This window comes from Pseudomonas resinovorans NBRC 106553, assembly GCF_000412695.1.
Classification (GTDB): Bacteria; Pseudomonadota; Gammaproteobacteria; order Pseudomonadales; family Pseudomonadaceae; genus Metapseudomonas; species Metapseudomonas resinovorans_A.
This window is the reverse complement of sequence record NC_021499.1, coordinates 3746085-3768336: the sequence shown is the minus strand read 5'-3', so window position 1 is coordinate 3768336 and position 22252 is coordinate 3746085. Positions and strand designations below refer to the sequence as shown.

At 66.2% G+C, this 22252-nt stretch carries 20 protein-coding genes; 15 read left to right on the top strand and 5 right to left on the bottom strand.

The genetic code is table 11. The annotated features are described in order from the left end of the window. The first annotated feature begins 199 nt into the window (after nt 1–199). Nucleotides 200–1240 (top strand): fimbrial protein, encoded by a 1041-nt coding sequence (locus PCA10_RS29665; RefSeq protein WP_016493295.1) that lies wholly within the window; start codon nt 200–202, stop codon nt 1238–1240. 287 nt (nt 1241–1527) lie between these two features. Here PCA10_RS29665 and PCA10_RS16950 read toward each other — a convergent pair whose 3' ends face one another. Then, entirely contained in the window at nt 1528–2604 is a 1077-nt protein-coding gene (locus PCA10_RS16950; protein WP_231866673.1) for a polyamine ABC transporter substrate-binding protein, read from the bottom strand. A 656-nt stretch (nt 2605–3260) separates the two neighbouring features. Then, nucleotides 3261–3875, bottom strand: a complete 615-nt coding sequence (locus PCA10_RS16945; protein ID WP_016493293.1) for a LysE family translocator — start codon at nt 3873–3875, stop codon at nt 3261–3263. A gap of 132 nt (nt 3876–4007) precedes the next feature. Between PCA10_RS16945 and PCA10_RS16940 the strand changes: the two genes are divergently transcribed. The 11 genes from PCA10_RS16940 (at nt 4008) to PCA10_RS16890 (ending at nt 15236) form a co-directional block, all read left to right on the top strand. After that, entirely contained in the window at nt 4008–4454 is a 447-nt protein-coding gene (locus PCA10_RS16940) for an Lrp/AsnC family transcriptional regulator (RefSeq protein WP_016493292.1), read from the top strand. A 270-nt stretch (nt 4455–4724) separates the two neighbouring features. Further along, nucleotides 4725–6794: a putative bifunctional diguanylate cyclase/phosphodiesterase gene (locus PCA10_RS16935; RefSeq protein ID WP_016493291.1), complete on the top strand. Its 2070-nt coding sequence runs from the start codon at nt 4725–4727 to the stop codon at nt 6792–6794. 75 nt (nt 6795–6869) lie between these two features. Then, nucleotides 6870–7139, top strand: a complete 270-nt coding sequence (locus tag PCA10_RS16930) for a metal-sensing transcriptional repressor (protein ID WP_016493290.1) — start codon at nt 6870–6872, stop codon at nt 7137–7139. A 168-nt stretch (nt 7140–7307) separates the two neighbouring features. Then, nucleotides 7308–7748 (top strand): YeeE/YedE family protein, encoded by a 441-nt coding sequence (locus tag PCA10_RS16925; protein ID WP_016493289.1) that lies wholly within the window; start codon nt 7308–7310, stop codon nt 7746–7748. After that, entirely contained in the window at nt 7745–8164 is a 420-nt protein-coding gene (locus tag PCA10_RS16920; RefSeq protein ID WP_016493288.1) for a DUF6691 family protein, read from the top strand. Before PCA10_RS16925 ends, PCA10_RS16920 begins: the two co-directional genes overlap by 4 nt. Nucleotides 8165–8194: 30 nt before the next feature. Next, nucleotides 8195–9058 (top strand): MBL fold metallo-hydrolase, encoded by an 864-nt coding sequence (locus PCA10_RS16915; protein ID WP_016493287.1) that lies wholly within the window; start codon nt 8195–8197, stop codon nt 9056–9058. A 390-nt stretch (nt 9059–9448) separates the two neighbouring features. Continuing rightward, entirely contained in the window at nt 9449–9823 is a 375-nt protein-coding gene (locus tag PCA10_RS16910) for a DUF2946 domain-containing protein (protein WP_016493286.1), read from the top strand. Nucleotides 9824–9925: 102 nt separating this feature from the next. After that, a complete protein-coding gene (locus PCA10_RS16905) occupies nt 9926–11965 on the top strand; it encodes a TonB-dependent receptor family protein (protein WP_016493285.1) in 2040 nt (679 codons plus the stop codon). Continuing rightward, complete coding sequence (locus PCA10_RS16900) at nt 11962–13386, top strand: PepSY domain-containing protein (protein ID WP_016493284.1); 1425 nt, start codon at nt 11962–11964, stop codon at nt 13384–13386. The genes PCA10_RS16905 and PCA10_RS16900 overlap by 4 nt, the downstream gene beginning before the upstream one ends. Further along, a complete protein-coding gene (gene exbB / locus PCA10_RS16895; protein ID WP_016493283.1) occupies nt 13383–14168 on the top strand; it encodes a tonB-system energizer ExbB in 786 nt (261 codons plus the stop codon). Before PCA10_RS16900 ends, exbB begins: the two co-directional genes overlap by 4 nt. A 450-nt stretch (nt 14169–14618) precedes the next feature. Further along, nucleotides 14619–15236, top strand: coding sequence for a LysE family translocator (locus PCA10_RS16890; protein WP_016493282.1), 618 nt, complete (start codon nt 14619–14621; stop codon nt 15234–15236). Between the two features lie 156 nt (nt 15237–15392). On the opposite strand, the gene PCA10_RS16885 is transcribed toward PCA10_RS16890, so the two are convergent. Beyond that, nucleotides 15393–15701: a hypothetical protein gene (locus PCA10_RS16885; RefSeq protein ID WP_016493281.1), complete on the bottom strand. Its 309-nt coding sequence runs from the start codon at nt 15699–15701 to the stop codon at nt 15393–15395. Between the two features lie 548 nt (nt 15702–16249). Then, on the bottom strand, nt 16250–16576 hold the full coding sequence (locus PCA10_RS16880) for a hypothetical protein (protein ID WP_016493280.1): 327 nt from the start codon (nt 16574–16576) through the stop codon (nt 16250–16252). 741 nt (nt 16577–17317) lie between these two features. Between PCA10_RS16880 and PCA10_RS16875 the strand changes: the two genes are divergently transcribed. The 3 genes from PCA10_RS16875 (at nt 17318) to yjiA (ending at nt 20682) form a co-directional block, all read left to right on the top strand. After that, on the top strand, nt 17318–19375 hold the full coding sequence (locus PCA10_RS16875; RefSeq protein ID WP_016493279.1) for a carbon starvation CstA family protein: 2058 nt from the start codon (nt 17318–17320) through the stop codon (nt 19373–19375). Nucleotides 19376–19388: 13 nt separating this feature from the next. Further along, complete coding sequence (locus PCA10_RS16870; protein WP_016493278.1) at nt 19389–19592, top strand: YbdD/YjiX family protein; 204 nt, start codon at nt 19389–19391, stop codon at nt 19590–19592. 115 nt (nt 19593–19707) lie between these two features. Then, nucleotides 19708–20682: a GTPase gene (gene yjiA / locus PCA10_RS16865; protein ID WP_016493277.1), complete on the top strand. Its 975-nt coding sequence runs from the start codon at nt 19708–19710 to the stop codon at nt 20680–20682. A 169-nt stretch (nt 20683–20851) separates the two neighbouring features. Here the strand turns inward: yjiA and PCA10_RS16860 are convergent, their stop codons facing one another. After that, nucleotides 20852–22120, bottom strand: a complete 1269-nt coding sequence (locus tag PCA10_RS16860) for an OprD family porin (protein WP_016493276.1) — start codon at nt 22118–22120, stop codon at nt 20852–20854. Nucleotides 22121–22252 lie beyond the last annotated feature (132 nt).

The window sequence follows — 22252 nt, the reverse complement described above, 5'->3', positions numbered from 1 at the left end:
CCGTCGTGGTGCTGGGCACGATGATCGACTCCGGCTAGCAGGAGGGGCCGGGTTGCAGGGCAAAGATGAAAGATCCTACGAACCCCTTGGTTCGTCCTTGCGGACGACGTAGGGGCGAGACCATAAAATTCGTGGCCTCCAAATGGCCCCGGCGTACATGTTCGGCTGGGGCTTCGTCCTTCAATACAGAGAAGCCTGAATGGAACCCTCCCGTAAGCGTTTCCGACTTCAACTCAACTATCCACCCGTCGTGGCGTTGCTCCTGGCCATGACGGGGGGTGGGTACATTCAATCAGCCGTTGCCGACGACTCGACCTGTACCTTCAGGCCGGTCAGCGGCAGTAACACCATTACCGCGAACATCATCCTCACCCCAGGAGGCATAGGCTCGAACGTCGGCGACAGCAACACCATTGCTCCCGGCGGCTCCAGTGAGATTGCCTGCCGGCGGGAAACAACCCTGGTGTTCGAAGTGGGTGCGACTACGGGGCTCATACCCACAGGCCGGGCAGGGGTCTTCAGGCTGAACGGGGTAGAAGGCCTTGAAGTGCGAATACTCGCCTACCGCGCCTTAGGGGGGGGGCAGCGGCCCCAGCCTTATGCAATGTCGGATCCCTACATCATCCCCGAAGGTCTCGCCGCTGCGAGCAGGGGACCGTCTTTCATTGGCATCGAGGTAATCCGAACAGGCACCGATATTCCTCGTCGCATCGCGCTCGACATCTCCTACAACGTTCTCCTCATAGCGCCTGGCAGTAGACGGGTTTGGGGCAACTACACGCAAAGCATCCGCAGCACCATTGTCAACGACGTGATGACCATGAGCTGTACGCCGGGCAACCCGGTCACCGTGCCCATGGGCAATGCCGTGGCCGCGGTGGTGGCCAACCGGACCGCTCCAGTGCGCGACTACTCCATCGATATCAGTTGCTCGGGCGGCAACGGCGCCAATTCGCCGGTACGGCTGTATTTCGCCGGCGACCTCAATGCCAACGGCGTGTTGAGTCTGTCCAACGCCGGCCAGGCAGGGGTGGCGCGGAACGTTGGCATCGAACTCCGGTCCGCCGGCCGCCTGCTGCCCAGGAACCGCGAAAACGCCCTGCCGCTCGCCTGGACGGGCCGCAGCGGTGATCGGGACTTCTACCGCTTCAACGGCCAGGCCCGCTATGTCCCGCTGAACCTTCCGGTCGCTCCGGGCCGGGCGAACGCCACGCTGACCTACGTGCTCGATTACCTGTAGCCAGGTATGCCGGTGTTGCGGGGGCTACCCCTCACGCGCTTGCGCCGGACCATTTCGCGGATGGCGTGAGGGAGGAGGGGGCGTAGGATGTGGTTGAGCGCAGCGATACCCATCAACTCCGCTCGATGGGTTTCGTACCTCGCGGAACGCCGCCCGACCCATCCTACGTCTGTCCATAGTCGTGGGTGACGCTTTTTTCATCCACCAATGGTGTCACGCCGGGCCTCCCATGGTGGACCGGTGAAGCGTGGTCCACCCGGTAGGGTGCGCCGCGCGCACCGGCTGTGTCAGGTCCCGGACTTGAGCTTGGTCCAGGCGCGGGTGCGGGCGCGTTCGGCGGGGCGGTCCAGGGGCACCAGGGTGTAGAGGCTCTTCTGCGCTTCGGCGGTGGGGTAGAGGTTGGGGTTGTTGCGGATGGCCGGGGCGACCAGTTCGGTGGCGTCCTTGTTCGGGTTGGGGTAGCCGACGAAATCGCTGACCGGGGCGATCACCTTGGGTTGCAGCAGGTAGTTGATGAAGGCGTGGGCGTCTTCCGGGTTCTTCGCGCCCTTGGGGATGGCCAGCATGTCGAACCAGATCGGCGCGCCTTCCTTGGGCAGGCGCATATCCACCACCACGCCGTTGCCGGCTTCCTTGGCGCGGTTGGCGGCCTGGGAGAAGCTGCCGGAGTAGCCCACGGCCACGCAGATGTCACCGTTGGCGATGTCGGCCATGTACTTGGAGGAGTGGAAGTAGGCGACGCTGGGGCGGATCTTCTGCAGCAGTTCGCCGGCCTTCTCGTAGTCGGCGGGCTTGTTGCTGTTGGGGTCCAGGCCCAGGTAGTGCAGGGCGATGGGCAGGATCTCCGACGGCGAGTCCAGCAGGGCGACGCCACACTGCTTGAGCTTGGCGATGTTCTCTTCCTTGAAGATCAGGTCCCAGCTGTCCACCGGGGCGCTCTCGCCGAGCGCCGCCTTGACCTTGGCCGGGTTGAAGCCGATCAGCACGGTGCCGTACATGTAGGGCACGGCGAAGCGGTTGCCCGGGTCGTTGGCCTCGATCAGCTTCATCAACTGCGGGTCCAGGTGCTGCCAGTTGGGCAGCTTGCTGCGGTCGAGCGGCTGGAACACGTCGGCCTGGATCTGCTTGGCGAGGAACACGTTGGATGGCACCACCACGTCATAGCCGGAGTTGCCGGTGAGCAGCTTGGCCTCCAGGGCCTCGTTGGTGTCGAAGATGTCGTAGATCAGCGTGGCGCCGTTTTCCTTCTTGAAGGTCTCCAGGGTCTGCGGGGTGATGTAGTCGAACCAGTTGTAGACGCGCAGGGTGCGCTCTTCGGCGATGGCCTGGGTGGCGAGCAGGCCGCAGAGGGCCGAGGCGAGCAGGCTGGGGAGCTTGTGCTTGATCAATTGCAGTCAACCTTCAGGTGGCTTGGGGCAATCCTGGGCCGATATCTATCTGCTCAGGTCGCAAATATGTAAGCAAGTGCCGCGCCATCTACCGGTAAATGCCGATTTATGTCGGTTTATGCGCCAGCGCTCAGGCTTTTCGGGGTGGGGGGATTACCAGGCGTAACGCCGAGGTGGCACCAGGCTACCCATCGCCTGCACCGGGAAGGTGCATGAGGATGGCAAGGGGCGCCACCGGCTATCGGACGCGCCCCACAGCATCTCCATCTCCAGCGCGTCCATCTCTACCAGACGGAGAACGAGGTCCGGCCGGGAGGCTGCGTTCGGCCATGACCTTCACCATGAGTTATCGCTAGGGCCGAGGCCTGGCGGCAAGCCCCTTTGGCTACAGTTCGCGCGAAGTCTTTCGTGGGAGCCCGGATGCAATCCGGGAGCCCGCTGGCAGGCCTCATCCGTGGACCACGCTTCACCGGTCCACCATCGAGGCCCCGCAGAGCACCGCTGGTGGATGGAAAAGCGCCATCCACCCTACGGGTCCGAGCCTTCAGTGGCCCGGATGCGATCCGGGGAATCCCGCCTGTCGTTCCCGGATTCCATCAGGGCTACGGCTTCGCACCAGCCGTATGGCGGACCTAAGCCGCCAGCCGCGCCAGCTGCCAGGCGGCAAACCCCAGCAGGCAGGCCCCCGCCGTGCGATCGATCCAGGCCATGGCGCGGGCGTCCAGGCGGTGGCGGATGGCGCTCACCCCCAGGCTGAGGCCCAGCCACCAGAGGGCCGAGCCGCAGAACACCCCCAGCACCATGACCAGGCCGTCCGTGCCGGACAGTGCCTCGCCGCCGGCCAGGGTGGCGAAGATGGCGATGAAGGAGAGAATGGTCAGCGGGTTGCCCAGGGTGAGGACGAACACCGAGGCGAAGGCCGGTAGCGCCCGCGCCGGGGCCTCGGCCCGGGCCGCGCGTTCCGCCGGCGCCGCACGCAGCATCTTCAGCCCCAGCCAGGCGAGGAACAGGCCCCCGGCCAGGGCGAGCGGCGTGGCCAGCTGCACGAAGAAGTGGGTGACCGCGCCCATGCCGAAGGCCCCCAGGGCGCCGTAGCAGGCGTCCGCCGCCGCCGCGCCCAGGCCGCTGATGAAACCGATGCGCGCGCCATGCCCCAGGGTGCGCTGGATGCACAACAAGCCTACCGGCCCCACCGGGGCGGCGATGGACAGGCCGATCAGCAATGACTTGAGAAACAGCAGGGACATGGCGCGAATCCGCAGCGATGGACAAGGCGGATATTCTGCGCTGCACTGATGCCTGGCTGAATGCAGGGATTACGGTTGTTTCCCGTAGTCGCCTGAAAAATTCTCGAAATATGCAGGGGAGGCCTGAGAAAAATGGAGCTGGATGCCAAGTCCTGGAAAATCCTGCAGATCGTGCAGCGGGAAGGACGGATTTCCCTCACCGACCTGGCCGCGCGGGTGGCGCTTTCCCTGCCGGCCACCTCCGAGCGCCTGAAGCGCCTGGAAGAGGGCGGGGTGATCGAGGCCTATCGCGCCGCTGTGTCGGCGGAGCAGGCCGGCTACTCGGTGATGGCGCTGATCGGCATGACCACCCCGCAGCCGGACAAGGCCAGGCTGCTGGCCCAGTTGCAGGGGATGCCCGAGGTGCTGGAGTGCCTGCACGTGACCGGGCAGGACTCCTTCATCCTGCGGGTGGTGACTCGTGATATCCGCCACCTGGAACGCTTCGTCGGCAGCATCAACCACTTCGGTGAGACCCGCACCTCCATCGTCATGTCCGCGCCCATCCCCCTGCGCGGGCTGGAGCCGCCGCAGGGTTGAGCCCTCTGCGTGGCTGGGAGAACGGACAGCTGCGCTGTCCTTCGCGAATGAATTCGCTCCTACACAAAAGCCGGCCGTGCCAACAAGGAGCGTGGTAGCCCGGATGAAATCCGGGAAATTGTCGGCCCTAGGCCCCGGATTGCGTCGGGTTCTTCGGCGATAGCGGCAATCTGCCATACGGCGTCACTGGCTGGCCCGATATTGTTTAGAATGCGTCCCGTTTTTCTATCGTCGTCCTTCGGATGACTCCTGCGCTTTGAAAGGTTCTTCATGCTCACGGGCAGCTACGACTACTCCCTCGTTCTCATTTCCCTGCTGGTGGCCATCCTCGCGTCCTACACGGCGCTGGACCTGGCCGGGCGGGTGAACAGCAGCCAGGGACGTGGCGCTGTACTCTGGATCGCCGGCGGTGCCGTCGCCATGGGCATCGGCATCTGGTCCATGCACTTCATCGGCATGCTTGCCTTCAGCCTGCCCATTCCCCTGGGCTACGACCTGCCGCTGACCTTGCTCTCGCTGCTGATCGCGATACTGGTGTCGGGCTTCGCCCTGTGGCTGGTGAGCCAGCCCAGGCAGCCGCTCTGGCAGCTCCTCTGTGGCGCGCTGACCATGGGCGCGGGCATCAGCTCCATGCATTACCTGGGCATGCACGCCATGCGCATGCTGCCGGGCATCGATTACGACCCCGGCCTGTTCTACCTGTCCCTGGCTATTGCGGTGGCGGCTTCTGGCGCGGCCCTGTGGATCGCCTTCCGCCTGCGCCGCAACACCCCCTTCGTGCGCCTGGCGCGGGCCGGTGCGGCACTGGTGATGGGCGTGGCCATCGTGGGCATGCATTACACCGGCATGGCGGCGGCGAACTTCCCCGAGGGCAGTTTCTGCGGCGCCGCCGTCACCGGCCTCGACAGCCGCTGGCTGGCCAGCCTGGTGATAGTGGTAACCCTGGCGATCCTGGCCATCGCGCTGCTGACCTCGGTGCTCGACGCCCGGTTGGAAGCGCGCACCGCCCGGCTGGCCAGCTCCCTGGAGCAGGCCAACCAGGAGCTGACCCACCTGGCCCTGCACGACAACCTCACCAAGTTGCCCAACCGCACCCTGCTGGAAGACCGTATCGACCAGGCCATCCACAAGGTGCGGCGCCATGGCGGCTGCTTCGGCGTGCTGTTCATGGACCTGGACGGCTTCAAGCCGGTGAACGACGCCTTCGGCCACCATGTGGGCGACCTGTTGCTGCGTGAAGTCGCCGAACGCCTGCGCGAGCACCTGCGCGCCGAGGACACCCTGGCGCGCATCGGCGGCGACGAGTTCGTGCTGCTGGCCCACCTGGGGGAGCCGAATGATGCCGCCACCCTGGCCAGCCAACTGGTGACCCTGGTGGGCAACGCCTTCGACGTGGCGGGGCAGGAGCTGCGGGTTTCCACCAGTGTCGGCATCGCCCTCTATCCCGGCGATGGCACCACCCGCGAAGAGCTGCTGATGAACGCCGACGCCGCCATGTACCACGCCAAGGGCGCGGGCAAGAACGGCTACAGCTTCTTCGAGCAGTCGATGAACACCAACGCGCGCAACCACCTGCAACTGCTCCACGACCTGCGCCAGGCCGTGGACGGACGCGAGTTGCTGTTGCACTTCCAGCCCAAGTTCGCCGCCGGTAACGGCCGCCGGGTGATCGGCGCCGAAGCGCTGCTGCGCTGGCAACACCCGCGCCGGGGCCTCTTGATGCCCGACCAGTTCATCGAACTGGCGGAGAAGACCGGCCTGATCATCCCCATCGGCAACTGGGTGCTGAACGAGGCCTGCCGGCAGATGAGCCTGTGGTATGCCGAGGGTCACCGCGACTGGCGGGTGGCGGTGAACCTCTCGGCCGTGCAGTTCTGCCACGCCGGGCTGATCGGCAACGTGCGCGCGGCGCTGGATCGCCACCACCTGCCGGCCAACTGCCTGACCCTGGAAATCACCGAGACCACCGCCATGCGGGACGCCGACGCCAGCCTGGCGATCCTGGGGCAGCTGTCGGACATGGGCGTGGACCTGTCCATCGACGACTTCGGTACCGGCTACTCCAGCCTGCTCTACCTCAAGCGCCTGCCGGCCAACGAGCTGAAGATCGACCGTGGCTTCGTCCGCGACCTGGAGCGCGACAGCGACGACGCGGCGATCATCTCCGCGATAGTCGCCCTCGGCCAGGCGCTGGACCTGCGCATCGTCGCCGAAGGGGTGGAGACCGAATCCCAACAGGCCTTCCTCACCGGCCTGGGCTGCGACTCGCTGCAGGGCTTCCTGCTCGGCAAGCCGGTGCCGGCCGAGCAGTTCAACGCCGGGGTCAAGGCCCTGGCGTGACAGCGGGGCCGTGCGCCGGGCCCGGGGCTGGAGTAGATTGATACCCCCCGGGGTAATCAGCAGAAGAGGCAGGCAATGACCAACGAAGTGGTGGCGGCCCACCAGGACGCCATGCTCAAGCGCCTGGCCCGCGTCGAAGGGCAGGTCCGTGGCCTGCAGGCGATGATTCGCCGTGGCGACGATTGCGAGGCCATCGCCCAGCAGTTCAGCGCCTCGCGCAAGGCGCTTGATCGCGCCTACCAGCAGATGCTCATGTGCCTGGTGGAAGAGGCCATGCTCGACCCGCAACAAGACCCCGCTGCCACCCTGGAGCGCGTCCGCGCCATCTTCACCAAATACAGCTGAGCCCGGGTAGCCCTGGCACCAACCCTCAAAATCCGGGGTTGATGGGTTTCGTTCCTCTACCCATCCTACGAAAAGCACCGGCGCCGAGGCTCGTCGTGCTCGGGTGTTGGTGCATATACCCCTGGGGGTATATGATTCCGTCATCCCCTTCACCCCGGAGCGTCCCGAATGACCCTCGACTGGCCTGCCTTCACCCCTTGGACCGCCCTGGCCGGTGGGGCCCTGATCGGCCTGTCCGCCGGCCTGTTCATCCTCGCCAATGGCCGCATCGCCGGCATCAGCGGCCTGCTCGGCAGCCTGCTGCAACGCCAGGGCGAGGGCCTTGGCGAGAAGGGCCTGTTCCTCCTCGGCCTGCTGCTGGCCCCGCTGCTCTGGATGGCCGTGGCCGGCGCTCCGCAGGTGCGCATCGATGCGGGCTGGCCGGCGCTGTTGCTGGCCGGCCTGCTGGTGGGTGTCGGCACCCGCTATGCCTCCGGCTGCACCAGCGGCCATGGCGTTTGCGGTCTGGCCCGGTTGTCACCGCGTTCGCTGGCGGCGACCCTGGCCTTCATGGCGACGGGTTTCCTCACCGTCTTCGTGTTGCGCCACCTCATCGGAGGTGCCCCGTGAAGCGGTTCAGCGCGTTTCTCGCCGGCCTGCTGTTCGGCCTCGGCCTGCTGCTCGCCGGCATGGCCAACCCGGCCAAGGTGCTGGCCTTCCTCGACCTGGCCGGCGCCTGGGACCCATCCCTGGCCCTGGTGATGGGCGGCGCCATAGGCGTGGCGCTGCCGACCTTCGCCCTGGCGCGGGGGCGTCGGCAATCCTGGCTGGGCGCGCCGATGCAGTTGCCGTCGCGGCGCGACCTCGATGGCCGGCTGATCGGCGGCAGCCTGCTGTTCGGTGTCGGCTGGGGCATCGCCGGGATCTGCCCGGGGCCGGCGCTGGTGCTGCTGCTCACGGGGCATTGGCAGGTCTGGCTGTTCGTCGTCGCCATGCTCGCCGGCATGGGCCTGCATGCAACCCTTCAAGCTCGCGCGGGAAACTAAGCTGAAGCTGCAAGAACTGGAGCCTGCCTGATGAACCCACGCGTGGAAGCCTTCTTCGACCCGTCCAGCTGCTCCTACAGCTACCTGGTCCGCGACCCGGCGAGCGACCGCTGCGCCATCGTCGACCCGGTGCTGGACTACTGCGCCGCCAGTGGCCGCACCGGCCATGCCGGGGCGCAGCGCATCGCCGAGCGGGTGCGCGAGCAGGGGCTGCAGGTGGACTGGCTGTTGGAAACCCATGTGCACGCCGATCACCTCTCCGCCGCTGCCTGGCTCAAGGGCGAGCTGGGCGGACAGCTTGCCATTGGCGGGGAGATCACCCAGGTGCAGCGGCGCTTCGGCGCGCTGTTCAATGCGGGCGAGGCGTTCGCCACCGACGGCCGCCAGTTCGACCGCCTGCTGGCGGACGGCGCCCGCCTGGCCATCGGCGGCCTGGAGCTGCTGGCGCTGCACACGCCGGGGCATACCCCGGCCTGCATGACCTACCTGATCGGCGATGCCGCCTTTATCGGCGACACCCTGTTCATGCCCGACTACGGCACCGCCCGTTGCGATTTCCCCGGTGGCGACGCCCGCGCCCTGTACCGCTCCATCCGCCGCCTGTTCCAGTTGCCGGACGCCACCCGCCTGTTCCTTTGCCACGACTACAAGGCGCCGGGACGCGACCACTACTGCTACCAGGCCACGGTGGCGGAGCAGCGCACAGGCAATGTCCACGTCCACGAAGGCATCGACGAAGACGCCTTCGTCGCCATGCGCACCGCGCGGGATGCCACCCTGGACATGCCGGCGCTGATCCTGCCGGCGGTGCAGGTGAACATGCGCGCCGGCCAGTTGCCGCCGGCGGAAGCCAATGGCATCCGCTACCTGAAGATTCCCCTCGATACCCTGTAGGAACGTAGCCCGGATGCAATCCGGGAAATGCCCAGCGCTGCCCCCGGATTTCATCCGGGCTACGAATCTCTCCGTAGGATGTGGTTGAGCGAAGCGATACCCATCAGCTTCTTCGGGCAGCATGGGTATCGCTTCGCTCAACCCATCCTACGCTGAAGATTCCGCTCGATTCTCTGTAGCCCGGGAGGCCCTGCAGCGCTTCAGTGCGGCAATCCACCACAGCACCCGGCGGGTTCCGGTGCGGGCGGGCGGGTGCTAGAGTCCCGCCCGCCTCACCGGTCTGGAATGCCGGATGAGCGTCAGGTCGACGGCCGCGCGAGCATCTATGCTCAGCCCAGGCCACCCGTGCCCCAGGCACGGCATAACAAGGAATCAAGGACAGACGCCCCCATGGGTTTCGCTCGCCAACACCGCTCGCTGATCGCCTGGATGCTCTATTGCTGCATCCTGTTCAGCGCCTTCGTCTGCGCCATCAGCCATGGCCAGATGAGCGGGCTGCAGCTGAGTGGAGTAGGGGGGCTCTACTGTTCGGTGGATGGCAACTCCTTGTCCGGCCTGGATAGCGCCCCCGGCGACCTGCCCAGCGGCAACCTGATGCCGAGCTTCGGCTGCCCGTTGTGCAGCGCCTTCACGCTCGCCATCGGCCTGCTGTTCTACCTGGGCTGGTTCCCGCGTCCCGCCAGCACACCGCGACCGGCGGTGGAGCCGTGTAGCAAGGCTTCGCCCCGCTGCAACTGGCCCCCGGCCAACCCCCGAGCTCCCTAGCGGCATCGTTCCGGCTACCGCGCCCTCGCGCGGGGCCCGCGTTTGTCCGGCCAATCCCCGGACACCCAGAACAATGCCAACTAAAGACCTTGGGAGTGCACCATGCACAAGACTTCCGTACTGAGCCTGCTCGCCATTGCCGTGAGCCTGGCCAACCTCGCCCACGCCGAATCCGTGGAACTGGACAACACCCTGGTGAAAGGGGAGTACCGCAAGGACCCCACCGCGCCGACCATCGCCGAGAAGAAAGAAGACTTCTCGCGGATCCCCGGCGGCGCCACGGTGGTGGACGCCGAAACCTACAAGACCGGCCGCAGCAGCACCCTGCAGGACGCCCTGGGGATGGCGCCCGGCGTCTTCGTGCAGCCGCGCTTCGGTGCCGAGGAGGCGCGTTTGTCCATTCGTGGCTCGGGCCTGCAACGCACCTTCCATGGCCGTGGCCTGCTGCTGATGCAGGACGGCGCGCCGGTGAACCTGGCCGACGGCAGCTTCGACTTCCAGACCATCGAGCCCCTGGCTGTCGACCACATCGAAGTTCTGCGCGGGGCCAACGCCTGGCGCTACGGTTCGGCCACCCTGGGTGGCGCCATCAACTTCGTCAGCCCCACCGGCAAGACAGCGCCACCGTTGACCCTGCGCGCCGAGGGCGGCAGCTTCGGCTACCAGCGTTTCTATGGCGCCGGTGCCCAGGACTTCGGCGACTGGGACGGCTTCGTCAGCGTCAACAGTTACTCCCAGGATGGCTACCGTGACCATTCTGAGCAGGACAACCAGCGCTACTTCGCCAACCTCGGCGGGCGCATCAACGAGCGGCTGTCCACGCGCTTCTACCTGACCCATGTGGACACCGACTCCGACCTGCCCGGCAACCTGACGAAGGCGCAGATGCGCCGTGATCCGAAGCAGGCATCTCAGAGCAGTATCACCGGCGACCAGCAGCGCGACTTCGACCTGACGCGCCTGGGCAACATCAGCGTCCTGGAACTGGACGACGGCCATAGCCTGGAGTTCGCCAGCTTCTACAGCGAGAAGAGCCTGTTCCACCCGATCTTCCAGGTGCTGGACATCGACAGCGAGGATTACGGCCTGCGGGTGTCCCACAAGTGGCACAACGATGAGGGCTGGCGCTGGACCGGCGGGGTCGAAGCCAGCCAGGGGCGCAACTGGGACTCGCGCTACATCAACGTGAGCGGGAACAAGGGCCGCAAGGTCAACGAACTGCACCAGACCGCGCGCAACCTCAATGCCTTCGGCGAACTGGAAGTACCCGTGGCCGAGCAATGGGCGCTGATCGGCGGCCTGGCCTGGCTGCACCAGGAGCGCGACGTGGATGACCGCCTGCGCTGCAACGCTTTCGTCTCGGGCTTCTGCCTGCCCCAGGACGAGTCCTTCAACAAGACCTACATCGGCCGCATTGCCCGTATCGGCCTGCGCCATGACCTGAGCGAAGAGATCCAGCTGTTCACCAACCTCAGCCAGAGCTTCGAGCCACCGACCTTCAGCGAGCTGACCGGCGGCCAGATCATCACGGCCAACGACGCGCAAAAGGCCAACACCCTGGAAGCCGGGATGCGCTGGCAGCGTGACGACCTGGCCCTGGACCTGGCGGTCTACCGCAGCGAAATCCGCGACGAACTGCTGGCCCTGAACGATGGCGACGGTCAGCCACTCGGCACCATCAACGCCGACCGCACCATCCATCAGGGTATCGAGCTGGGCGGCGCCTGGACCGTCGGCCAGGTCGTGCTGCGCGGGCAGTACCTGTTCAACGACTTCCGCTTCGACAACGACGACGTCTACGGCAACAACCGCCTGGCCGGCCTGCCGCGCCAGTTCATCAAGGGCGAGGCAATGTGGCTGCGCGAGGGCTGGTATGCCGGCCCGACCTTCGAGTGGGTGCCCAGCCACTACAACGTCGACCAGGCGGAAACCCTGTACGCCGATGGCTATGCCATCTGGGGACTGAAGGGTGGCTATCGGCCGGCGGATGGGTTTGGCTTCTTCATCGAGGGGCGCAACCTTTCCGACAAGACCTACGTCGCCACCACCGGTGTGATCGCCGATGCCGGTGGCCAGGACAGCGCCCAGTTCCTGCCGGGCGATGGCCGAAGCGTCTATGTCGGCCTGGAGTGGCGGATGTGACCGCGGCGCTGGGACGCCTCGCCACCCAGCGCCCGACCCTGCGCCAGCGCGTGCTGCGGCTCATGCCGTGGCACCGGCGGCTGGCGCTGTTGGCCTGCGTCGGCGTGTTCTGCTGGGCCGCCACCGGCATGTTGCATCCATTGATGAGTGCGTTGCAGCCCCGGCCGGCACAGATGATGCCGCCACAGGCGCCGCTGCTGCTGGATGGTCTGAAGGCGCCCGGGCCGCTGCTTGCGGTGGCGGGCATCGCCGAGGTGGAGGGGTTGCGCCTGCTGGTGCTGGACGGCCAGCCCTACTATCAGGCGCGCCTGCCCGGAGCGGCGGAGCCCCGATACTGGGATGCGCGCAGCGGGGTGCCGGTAGACCTGGTGGCGCGCCATGCCACGCGTCTCGCCGCCCACTACCTGGGCAGTGCCGAAGGGCTGGCCTACGGTGGCAGCCTGTCGTCCTTCAACGGTGAGTACGCCTTCATCAATCGCCTGCTGCCGGCGGCGCGGGTGGACACCTCGCGGGATGACGGCCTGCGCGTCTACCTGGACCTCCAGCAGGACCGCCTCGGCACCCTGGTGGACGAGCGCAAGGCCTGGTTCAGCGTGCTGTTCCAGCAGTTGCACACCTTTGCCTGGCTGAAGTCGGCAGGCTGGCTGCGGCCGCTGGTGATGCTGCTGATCCTGGCCTCGGTAGTGGCCACCGTGGTGCTCGGTGTCGGCCTGTTCTTCGCCCGGCCTCGTGCTCGCACCCGGTTGCGCCGAGTCCATGGCTGGGTTGGCCTGGGAATCGCCCTGGCCAGCTTGAGTTTCGCCAGCAGCGGTGCCTGGCACCTGCTGCACAAGGTCGGCGCCGAACCCTGGCCACAGGCCTACTCGCCGCGGATTCCGGTGGGGATTCTGGACGCGGCCCCTGCGGCGAACTGGCTGCAACCGGGCGAAGTGGCAGTGCGCCTGGGCCTGGTGAGTCTCGACGGGCATGCGGCGTGGCGCTTGCAGAGTCTCTTCGAGGTGCGCTACCTCGCGCTGGACGGTCAGCCGCTGGGTGATGATGCCGCGCGTCGTTACGCCAATCAGCGCCTGGCCCACCATGCCGGCCAACTGGGACTGGGCGAGCCGCTGGGCGTCGAGTTGCAGACGCGGTTCGACCACGAGTACGGCTTCGTCTTCAAGCGCCTGCCGGTGCTCAAGGCCACCTACGCCGATGCGCATCACACCAGCCTCTACGTCGACCCGCTGGACGGTGCCCTGGCCTCGCGGGTGCGGGATGCCGACCGTGCCGAGGGCTGGGCCTTCGCCTACCTGCACAAGTGGGATTACCTCGGCGCTCTTGGCAAGCCGGTGAAAGACGCGACGCTGACCGCCCTGGCGGCGATCCATGTGCTGCTTGCCCTCATGGGGCTCTGGCTGTTCGCCCGGGGGAGGCGGGCGTGAACCTTGCCCTGGCGGTCCATGGCGATCTGTCTCCGCTGGACATGTACCTGAACGCAGGCCCGGTGGTGCAAGTCATCATGCTGGGCCTGGTGGGCGCTTCGGTGCTGTCCTGGACGGTGTGCCTGGCCAAGGCCTGGGAGCTGCTTTCGGAGCGCCTGCGGTTGCGTCGTGATCTGGCAACCCTGCATCGAAGCGTGCGTCTGGAGGATGCCTGGGAACTGCTGGGTCGCAACCCGGGGCCTGCCGCGGAGCTGCTGCAGGAAGTGCGGGATGAACTGCAGCAGTCGGCGGAGCTGCCGGGCAATGCAGGGCTGCCCGAGCGCATACGCCTACGCCTGGAGCGCCGGGTGGCGGCCAGCGCACGGGACATAGGCCAGGGCATCGGCGTGCTGGCCAGCATCGGCTCCACTGCACCCTTCGTCGGCCTGATGGGCACCGTCTGGGGAATCATGAACAGCTTCATCGGCATCGCCGAATCCCAGACCACCAACCTCGCGGTAGTCGCCCCCGGCATCGCCGAGGCGCTGCTGGCTACGGCCCTCGGCCTGGTGGCGGCGATTCCGGCGGTGGTCATCTACAACACGCTGGTGCGCGGCATGGCCAGCTACAACGCGGGGCTCAGGGCGCTTTGCATCCAGGTGCTGCTGCTGGTCAATCGCGAACTCGAACGGCGGCGGGAGGTGGAGCGACAGATGGCCGTCGAGCAGCGGTCGGGCGCCCATGCCCTGACCGATACGGATCCGCACGCCGTGAGCGAAGTGGGCGTCGACCCGGTCAGTTGACCGTGCGAAGCCCGAATGGCGCACGCCTCCGGCTGCGGGCAAGCCTCGGCGGCAATCGGCTGAACAACCCTGGGCGCCCGATGGACGGCCTGGGCTTCTGTGCAGGGGGACATAATCTTTCCTGCAGTGCTTGTGTCGTCACCATCGGGGCCTGGTCAAGGCCCGGAGTCGACGGGCGTTGGACGGAAGTAGTCGCTATGAGCAGTCGTGCATCTTTACCGTCTGGCCGGCAGCTTCGCCGGAATCACCGCTGGCCCTTGGCCGGGGCTTGTGCCTGGGTATTCCTGATGGCCCTGCTGGGAGCCGAGGTGGCCAGTGGTGAGCGGGAGGCCCCGGGCGCCGTGAGCGAAGTCCGCCGGTAGGGCGGAGGCCGACCATTGACGAGCGGTTCCGGCCAGTACCCGGATATACTTCCCGGCATCTCCCCGACCCCTGTGACAGGAGGCTGCCGTGGACTACCTCGGCGCATTGCTAGCCATTTCCGGTGTTTTGGCGCTCAGCGTCGTCAGCCCCGGGCCGAACTTCGCCATTGTCACCTCCACCGCCACCCTGCGTTCGCGCCGCGCGGGCGTCGCCACCGGGCTGGGCATGTCCGCCGCCTCCGCCACCTGGACGCTGCTGGCCGTGGCTGGGCTGGGGCTGATCGTGTCGCAGGTGGAGTGGCTGCACCTGGGTATCCGCCTGTTGGGTGCCGCCTACCTGATCTGGCTCGGCGGGCGGATGATCCTCGGCGCGCGCAAGGCGCCCCTGGCCACCCCGGAACGGCTCGAGTCCAGCCCCATCGCCGCGGCCCGCAAGGGCTACCTGGTGAGCATGACCAACCCCAAGGCCCTGGCCTTCTACGGCAGCATCTTCGCGGTGATGGTGCCGGCCCACGCGCCGGTCTGGTTCTACGCGGCCATCGTGGTCATCGCCGCGCTGGTATCGGGCACCTGGTACTGCTCAATGGCGCTGCTGTTTTCCAGGCCCGGCGTACGCGGCGGTTTCATGCGCTTCAAGGCCGTGTTCGAAACCCTGATGGGCAGCTTCCTGCTGGTGATGGGCGGGAAGCTGCTGCTGAGCCGTTGAATGATTCGGTGGGGCCGGCCTCGATGTAGGAGCGATTTCAATCGCGATGCAGGACGTAGTCCTGCCTGATCGATCCGGGGAGACCTCACCGCCTCTCCCGGATTTCATCCGGGCTACTGGTTTGCGCGCCGCGTTCGATTCGGAGTGAGTTCGCTCCTACAAGGGTCGGTCTTCCCGCGCCCGTTCATAGGCCGCCTCGTACAAGGCGCGGGCTTCGGCCAGCAGCAGGCCGAGGGCGGCGGCTACACGGGCGGTTTCCTCGGGGAGCAGGCTGTGGGAGCTGCTGTTTTCCAGGCAGTGCAGCAGGTCGCCAAGGGCGGCCATGCGTTGCTGGGCGGTGTCGAAGAGGTTGGCGGCCGAGGCATGGGGGTTGAGAAACAACACATCGCCATGGGGCTGGGCGGGATAGGGCAGGGGCCTGAGTGTGGCGGGGTGGTGCGCGGGGATAAAAGGTGGGTGGTGCATGTCCGTTGCTTCCCTTGCTAGGCGGAAGAATCGCCACCCATCGCTGCGACACGAAAGGGTGGCGGACCAATGCGGGGGTCGCAGTACCGGCTAGCAAGGCCCCGGCCAGACCGAAGTCTGCCCCGCACGGTCCACCATGTGCGACGCCGCTGGCGTCATGTCCATGGTTGGACATGCCTTGCTGGAAGGACCGGGCTGCGACACCCGCCTCGCGGGATTGACCGCGAGTGGCCGGACTCTAGCGAGGGCATTTGTAGGCGCTCAAGGCTAATGGCTTGTGTGAAAGTTCCTAGCGGGCGGTCTGTGGGGAGAAGTCGATTGGCGGTGTGGGAACCGACCTCTCGACCGAGGCGCCTGGTGTTGGGCTTCGCATAGCTCAGCCACAACCTACGCCACTGCCCTTGGCGACCAAGTCTTGTGGGGGCGAATTCATGCGCCAAGGGTGGCGAAGCCGCCCCCTGCTGCGCTGAAGGGCGAACCTGCGGTTCGCTTGGCGATTGAAATCGCCCCCACACCAGACTGCTGCGCGCTGCCTTCGGGGTGAGTCCTTACGGACGGTGGCAATCGTTGGCCTGCGCTTCTTCCCGTGCTCGTTCATAGGCCGCCTCGAACAAGACGCGGGCTTCGGCCAGCAGCAGGCCGAGGGCGGCGGCTACACGGGCGGTTTCCTCGGGGAGCAGGCTGTGGGAGCTGCTGTTTTCCAGGCAGTGCAGCAGGTCGCCAAGGGCGGCCATGCGTTGCTGGGCGGTGTCGAAGAGGTTGGCGGCCGAGGCATGGGGGTTGAGAAACAACACATCGCCATGGGGCTGGGCGGGATAGGGCAGGGGCCGGAGTGTGGCGGGGTGGTGCGCGGGGATAAAAGGTGGGTGGTGCATGTCCGTTGCCTCCTTCGTTGCCATGGAAGCCGCCACGGGCCGTTTCGACTCGGCTGGAGGGTGGCGGACCGTACGGGGGTCGAAATACCGGTACGAAGGAACCGGCCAGACAAATGCCTGCCCCGCACGGTCCGCCATAGATGCATCGGACGGGCACAAAAAAGCGCCTGGCTGATGGCTATGGCGCGCGTGCGCCTTCGTAGATGTTCCGGGTTTCGACTCCCGCCTCGCGGGATTGACCGCGAGTGGCCGGACTCTAGCGAGGGCATTTGTAGGCGCTCAAGGCTAATGGCTTGTGTGAAAGTTCCTAGCGGGCGGTCTGTGGGGAGAAGTCGATTGGCGGTGTGGGAACCGACCGCTCGACCGAGGCGCCTGGTGTTGGGCTTCGCATAGCTCAGCCACAACCTACACCACTGCCCTTGGCGACCAAGTCTTGTGGGGGCGAATTCATTCGCCAAGGGTGGCGAAGCCGCCCCCTGCTGCGCTGAAGGGCGAACCTGCGGTTCGCTTGGCGATTGCAATCGCCCCTACATGATTCCTTGCCTGGGATCGTTCCCTCGTCCCCACACCGAAAGATGCCCCGTGATGGCGCATGCTGGCTACGTAGTATTACGTAGCCCTGCTTCGTAGTTGTGCGAATGTCTCCGCGGGCGCCAGGCGCCGATAGTGTCCGCTGCCCTTATCCGGGCATAAACAACAACAAAAGCCGCCGCAGGTAATCCCAGCGGCAGGAGACCTTCGATGACACAACTGGCTACCCGAATCGCCTGGTTCGCCGTTGCCGTGCTGGGCGCATTCGCGCTGGGCACCGTGGCGCTGCGCCGGGGCGAAGCCATTAACGCGCTCTGGATCGTTACTGCTGCAACCGCGATCTACCTGATTGCCTACCGTTACTACAGCCTGTTCATCGCCACCCGGGTGATGGAGCTGGACGCCACCCGTGCAACACCGGCGGTGTTGAACAACGACGGCCTGGACTACGTCCCGACCAACAAGCACATCCTTTTCGGTCACCACTTCGCCGCCATCGCCGGCGCCGGCCCGCTGGTGGGCCCGGTGCTCGCCGCGCAGATGGGCTACCTGCCCGGCACCCTCTGGCTGATCGCCGGCGTGGTCCTGGCCGGTGCGGTGCAGGACTTCATGGTGCTGTTCATTTCCAGCCGTCGTAACGGCCGCTCCCTGGGCGAGCTGGTGCGCGAGGAAATGGGCCAGGTGCCTGGCACCATCGCGCTGTTCGGCGCCTTCCTGATCATGATCATCATCCTCGCGGTGCTCTCGCTGATCGTGGTGAAGGCCCTGGCCGAAAGCCCCTGGGGCATGTTCACCGTGATGGCGACCATCCCGATCGCGATGTTCATGGGCATCTACATGCGCTACATCCGCCCGGGCCGCATCGGTGAGATCTCCATCGTCGGCGTGGCGCTGCTGCTGGCGTCCATCTGGTTCGGCGGCCTGGTGGCGGCGGACCCGGTCTGGGGCCCGGCCTTCACCTTCACCGGCGTGCAGATCACCTGGATGCTGATCGGCTACGGCTTCGTCGCCGCGGTGCTGCCGGTGTGGCTGATCCTCGCCCCGCGTGACTACCTGTCGACCTTCCTGAAAATCGGCACCATCATCGGCCTGGCCATCGGCATCCTGGTGATCGCGCCCGAGCTGAAGATGCCGGCCCTGACCCAGTTCGTCGACGGCACCGGCCCGGTGTGGAAGGGCACCCTGTTCCCCTTCCTGTTCATCACCATCGCCTGCGGCGCGGTCTCCGGTTTCCACGCGCTGATTTCCTCGGGCACCACGCCCAAGCTGCTGGCCAACGAGTCCCATGCCCGCTACATCGGCTACGGCGGCATGCTGATGGAATCCTTCGTCGCCATCATGGCCATGGTCGCCGCCTCGGTGATCGAGCCGGGCGTGTACTTCGCCATGAACAGCCCGCCGGCCCTGGTGGGTACCGACGTGCATGCCGTGGCCGCCACGGTCAGCAGCTGGGGCTTCGCCATCACCCCGGAAGTGCTCCAGCAGACCGCCGCGGATATCGGCGAGCACAGCATCCTGGCCCGTGCCGGCGGTGCGCCGACCCTGGCCGTAGGCATCGCGCAGATCCTCCACCAGGTGCTGCCGGGTGAGAACACCATGGCCTTCTGGTACCACTTCGCGATTCTCTTCGAGGCGCTGTTCATCCTCACCGCGGTGGACGCCGGTACCCGTGCCGGTCGCTTCATGCTGCAGGACCTGTTGGGCAACTTCGTCCCGGCCCTGAAGAAGACCGAGTCCTGGACCGCCAACGTGATCGCCACCGCCGGTTGCGTGGCCATGTGGGGCTGGCTGCTGTACCAGGGCGTGATCGACCCGCTGGGCGGCATCAACACCCTGTGGCCGCTGTTCGGTATCTCCAACCAGATGCTGGCGGGCATCGCCCTGATGCTGGGTTGCGTGGTGCTGATCAAGATGAAGCGCCAGCGCTATGTCTGGGTCACCCTGATTCCGGCCACCTGGCTGCTGATCTGCACCACCACCGCGGGCCTGATCAAGCTGCTCGACCCGAACCCGGCCGTGGGCTTCCTGGCACTCGCCAAGAAGTACAGCGACGCCCTGGAAGCCGGCCAGATCCTGGCCCCGGCCAAGGACGTGGCGCAGATGCAGCATGTGATCTTCAACGCCTACACCAACGCGACCCTGACCGTGCTGTTCCTCTTCGTGGTGCTGAGCGTGCTGTTCTACGCGATCAAGGTGGGACGCAGCGCCTGGATGAAGACCGAGCGCACCGACAAGGAATCGCCTTTCCAGCCGATTCCGGACGCTTGAGGAGACCGCGCGCATGTTCAACGACCTGAGCCGCATGGGTAAGTACCTGGGCCAGGCGGCCCGGATGCTGGTGGGCATGCCCGACTACGACACTTACGTCGAGCACATGCGCAACAAGCACCCGGACAAGCCGGTAATGACGTACGAGGAGTTCTTCCGTGAGCGCCAGGAGGCGCGTTACGGCGGCGGCAAGGGGCGACCCGTACGCTGCTGCTGAACTGCTCGATGCGGTAACCTGAGCGCCACGCCCTGCGTGGCGCTCTTGTTTGCGCCGACCGATCGCGAATGAATTCGCTCCTACAGGTTGAAACCTGATTTCGAGGATTGCCCTGATGTCTGCCCAATTCCCCATTCCGGTCACCGTGCTCAGCGGCTTCCTCGGTGCCGGCAAGACCACCCTGCTCAAGCACATCCTCAAGGCCGAGCACGGCCTGAAGATCGCCGTGATCGAAAACGAGTTCAGCGAGACCCCCATCGACGGCCAACTGCTCGGCGCGGAGCCGGTGCAGGTGATGACCCTGGCCAACGGCTGCGTCTGCTGCTCCATCCACGTGGAGCTGGAAAAGGCCCTGTTCCTGCTGCTGGAGCGCCTGGACGCCGGCGAGCTGGCCTTCGACCGCCTGGTGATCGAGTGCACCGGCCTCGCCGACCCGGCGCCGGTGGCGCAGACCTTCTTCGCCGATGAAGAGCTGTGCCAGCGCTATGTGCTGGACGGCATCATCACCCTGGTGGACGCGGTGAACGCCGAGCGCCACCTGCAGGAAACCATCGCCCAGGCGCAGGTGGGCTTCGCCGACCGCATCCTGGTGAGCAAGCGCGACCTGGTGGACGAGGCGCACTTCGACGCGCTGTGCCAGCGCCTTTCGCGCATCAACCGTCGCGCGCCGATCCGTGTGGTGGAGCATGGCCGCATCGACCTGGCCGAGCTGCTGGACGTGCGCGGCTTCAACCTCAACGCCGATGTCGGCCCGGCGCTCGGCCTGCGTCCGCTGACACCAGCCGGCAGCCCCGACCGCATCGGCACCCTGGTGCTGAAAAGCGAGCGCCCGCTGGATATCGACAAGCTCAGCGCCTTCATGGAGCGGCTGCTGGAGGAGCACGGCAATTCCATGCTGCGCTACAAGGGCGTGCTGAGCATCGCCGGCGAAGACCGCCGCCTGGTGTTCCAGGGCGTGCTGCGGCTCTACGGCTTCGACTGGGACACCGAGTGGCAGGACGGCGAGGCGCGCGCGAGCGTGATGGTGTTCATCGGCGACCAGCTGCCGGAAGCGGACATCCGCGCGGGCTTCGAGGCCGCGCAGGTGTAGGTGTGAGCTCCCCTCTCCCTATGGGAGAGGGGCCGGGGTTGAGGGGATCATCAGGTCGGCTGGGAGCTCGAAGGGCAGACCTGCGGCCTGCTTGGCGAATGAATTCGCCCCCACAGGGTGATGCTGCAGGGGCTGAACCCCTCTCCCGCCGGGAGAGGGGTGGCGGCTGTTACCAGAGCGGCAGCACGTAGCTGAGGATCAGGCGGTTCTCGTCGATGTCGCTGCCGAAGTTGCTGGTGCGCACCGTGGCGTTGCGCCATTTGACGCCGAAGTTCTTCAGCGGGCCGTCCTGGAAGACGTAGGCGATGTCCATGTTGCGTTCCCATTCCTTGCCATCGGAGCGACCGGCGCCCAGGTCGATGTTGTCGCCGGTCAGGTAGCGGGTCATGAAGGTCAGGCCGGGGATGCCGATGCTGGCGAAGTTGTAGTCGTAGCGGGCCTGCCAGGACTTCTCGTCCTTGTTGGCGAAGTCGCCGATCTGCACGTAGTTGACCAGGAAGGGGTCGGTCCCGTTGATGTAGGCGAAGCCGGTGTCGCCGCTCATGTTCTGGTAGCCGAGGCCGAACGCGTGGCCGCCGAGGGCGTAGGTGAACATGGCGCCGAAGGCCTTGTTGTCGACGTTGCTGGAGCCATCGTCGGTGGAGCGGGCAAAGCGGATATCGCTCTTGAGGGACTGTTTGTCGCCCAGCGGCAGGATGTGCACGGCACTGAGGAAGTGCTGCTTGTAGAAGTCTTCCAGCTCGCCGTAGTGGTAGGCGGTGGTGAGGCTGTCGTTCCACTTGTAGCTGGCGCCGCCGAAGTTGAACTCGTCGCTAGTGGTGCCGCTGCGGAAGCTGATGGCGCGGGCGGCGCCGCTGGTGATGGTCATGGCCTCGTTGTTGGAGGAGTCGCGCTGGTTGACCCGGTTGAGGCGGCCGGCGTCGAAGGTCAGGCCGTCGATCTCCATGGAGTTCAGGTGGCCACCCTGGAAGGTCTGCGGCAGCAGGCGCGAGTCGTTGTACTGGACGACCGGCAGCTTGGGCATCAGGGTGCCGACCTTGAGCACGCTCTTGGAGGCGCGCAGTTTGACGGTGGCGCCGAGTTCGCCGTATTCGTCCTGGGCGCGGCCGGTTTCGCGGTCGCGCTTGAGCAGGCCGGTGCCGCTGCGGTCGGGGCTGGAGTCGAGCTTGACGCCGAGCAGGCCGATGGCGTCGACGCCCACGCCGACGGTGCCTTCGGTGAAGCCGGACTCATAACGCAGGAGGAAGCCCTGGGCCCATTCTTCGGCCTTGGACTGGGGGGCGTTTTCCTGGCGGAAGTCGCGGTTGAAGTAGAAGTTGCGCAGTTCCAGGCTGGCCTTGCTGTCGTTGATGAACTCGGCCTGGACAGGGCTGGCGACACCGATGGCGGTACCGGTGAGCAGGAGCAGTGAGGAAGAAAGACGGGTAGGACGGAACATGGTCGTACTCTTGTTATTGTGGAAACGGTTGAATGGCCAGCCAACCAGCTGGCCGGCGCGACCGGGCAACTATTCACGGCCGAGCGGCCCTTTGATATGCGCTGTTCTACCGACCTCGGGTGCGTAGAACTA

Bases quoted from the DNA above. Each gene is read 5' to 3' on its own strand.
- PCA10_RS16940 (WP_016493292.1), top strand. From the start codon at position 4,008: ATGGAGCTGGATGCCAAGTCCTGGAAAATCCTGCAGATCGTGCAGCGG.
- PCA10_RS16880 (WP_016493280.1), bottom strand. From the start codon at position 16,576: ATGCACCACCCACCTTTTATCCCCGCGCACCACCCCGCCACACTCCGG.
- PCA10_RS16925 (WP_016493289.1), top strand. From the start codon at position 7,308: ATGACCCTCGACTGGCCTGCCTTCACCCCTTGGACCGCCCTGGCCGGT.
- PCA10_RS16860 (WP_016493276.1), bottom strand. From the start codon at position 22,120: ATGTTCCGTCCTACCCGTCTTTCTTCCTCACTGCTCCTGCTCACCGGT.
- PCA10_RS16935 (WP_016493291.1), top strand. From the start codon at position 4,725: ATGCTCACGGGCAGCTACGACTACTCCCTCGTTCTCATTTCCCTGCTG.
- PCA10_RS16905 (WP_016493285.1), top strand. From the start codon at position 9,926: ATGCACAAGACTTCCGTACTGAGCCTGCTCGCCATTGCCGTGAGCCTG.
- PCA10_RS16915 (WP_016493287.1), top strand. From the start codon at position 8,195: ATGAACCCACGCGTGGAAGCCTTCTTCGACCCGTCCAGCTGCTCCTAC.
- PCA10_RS16930 (WP_016493290.1), top strand. From the start codon at position 6,870: ATGACCAACGAAGTGGTGGCGGCCCACCAGGACGCCATGCTCAAGCGC.
- PCA10_RS16885 (WP_016493281.1), bottom strand. From the start codon at position 15,701: ATGCACCACCCACCTTTTATCCCCGCGCACCACCCCGCCACACTCAGG.
- yjiA (WP_016493277.1), top strand. From the start codon at position 19,708: ATGTCTGCCCAATTCCCCATTCCGGTCACCGTGCTCAGCGGCTTCCTC.
- PCA10_RS16910 (WP_016493286.1), top strand. From the start codon at position 9,449: ATGGGTTTCGCTCGCCAACACCGCTCGCTGATCGCCTGGATGCTCTAT.
- PCA10_RS16870 (WP_016493278.1), top strand. From the start codon at position 19,389: ATGTTCAACGACCTGAGCCGCATGGGTAAGTACCTGGGCCAGGCGGCC.
- PCA10_RS29665 (WP_016493295.1), top strand. From the start codon at position 200: ATGGAACCCTCCCGTAAGCGTTTCCGACTTCAACTCAACTATCCACCC.
- PCA10_RS16875 (WP_016493279.1), top strand. From the start codon at position 17,318: ATGACACAACTGGCTACCCGAATCGCCTGGTTCGCCGTTGCCGTGCTG.
- PCA10_RS16945 (WP_016493293.1), bottom strand. From the start codon at position 3,875: ATGTCCCTGCTGTTTCTCAAGTCATTGCTGATCGGCCTGTCCATCGCC.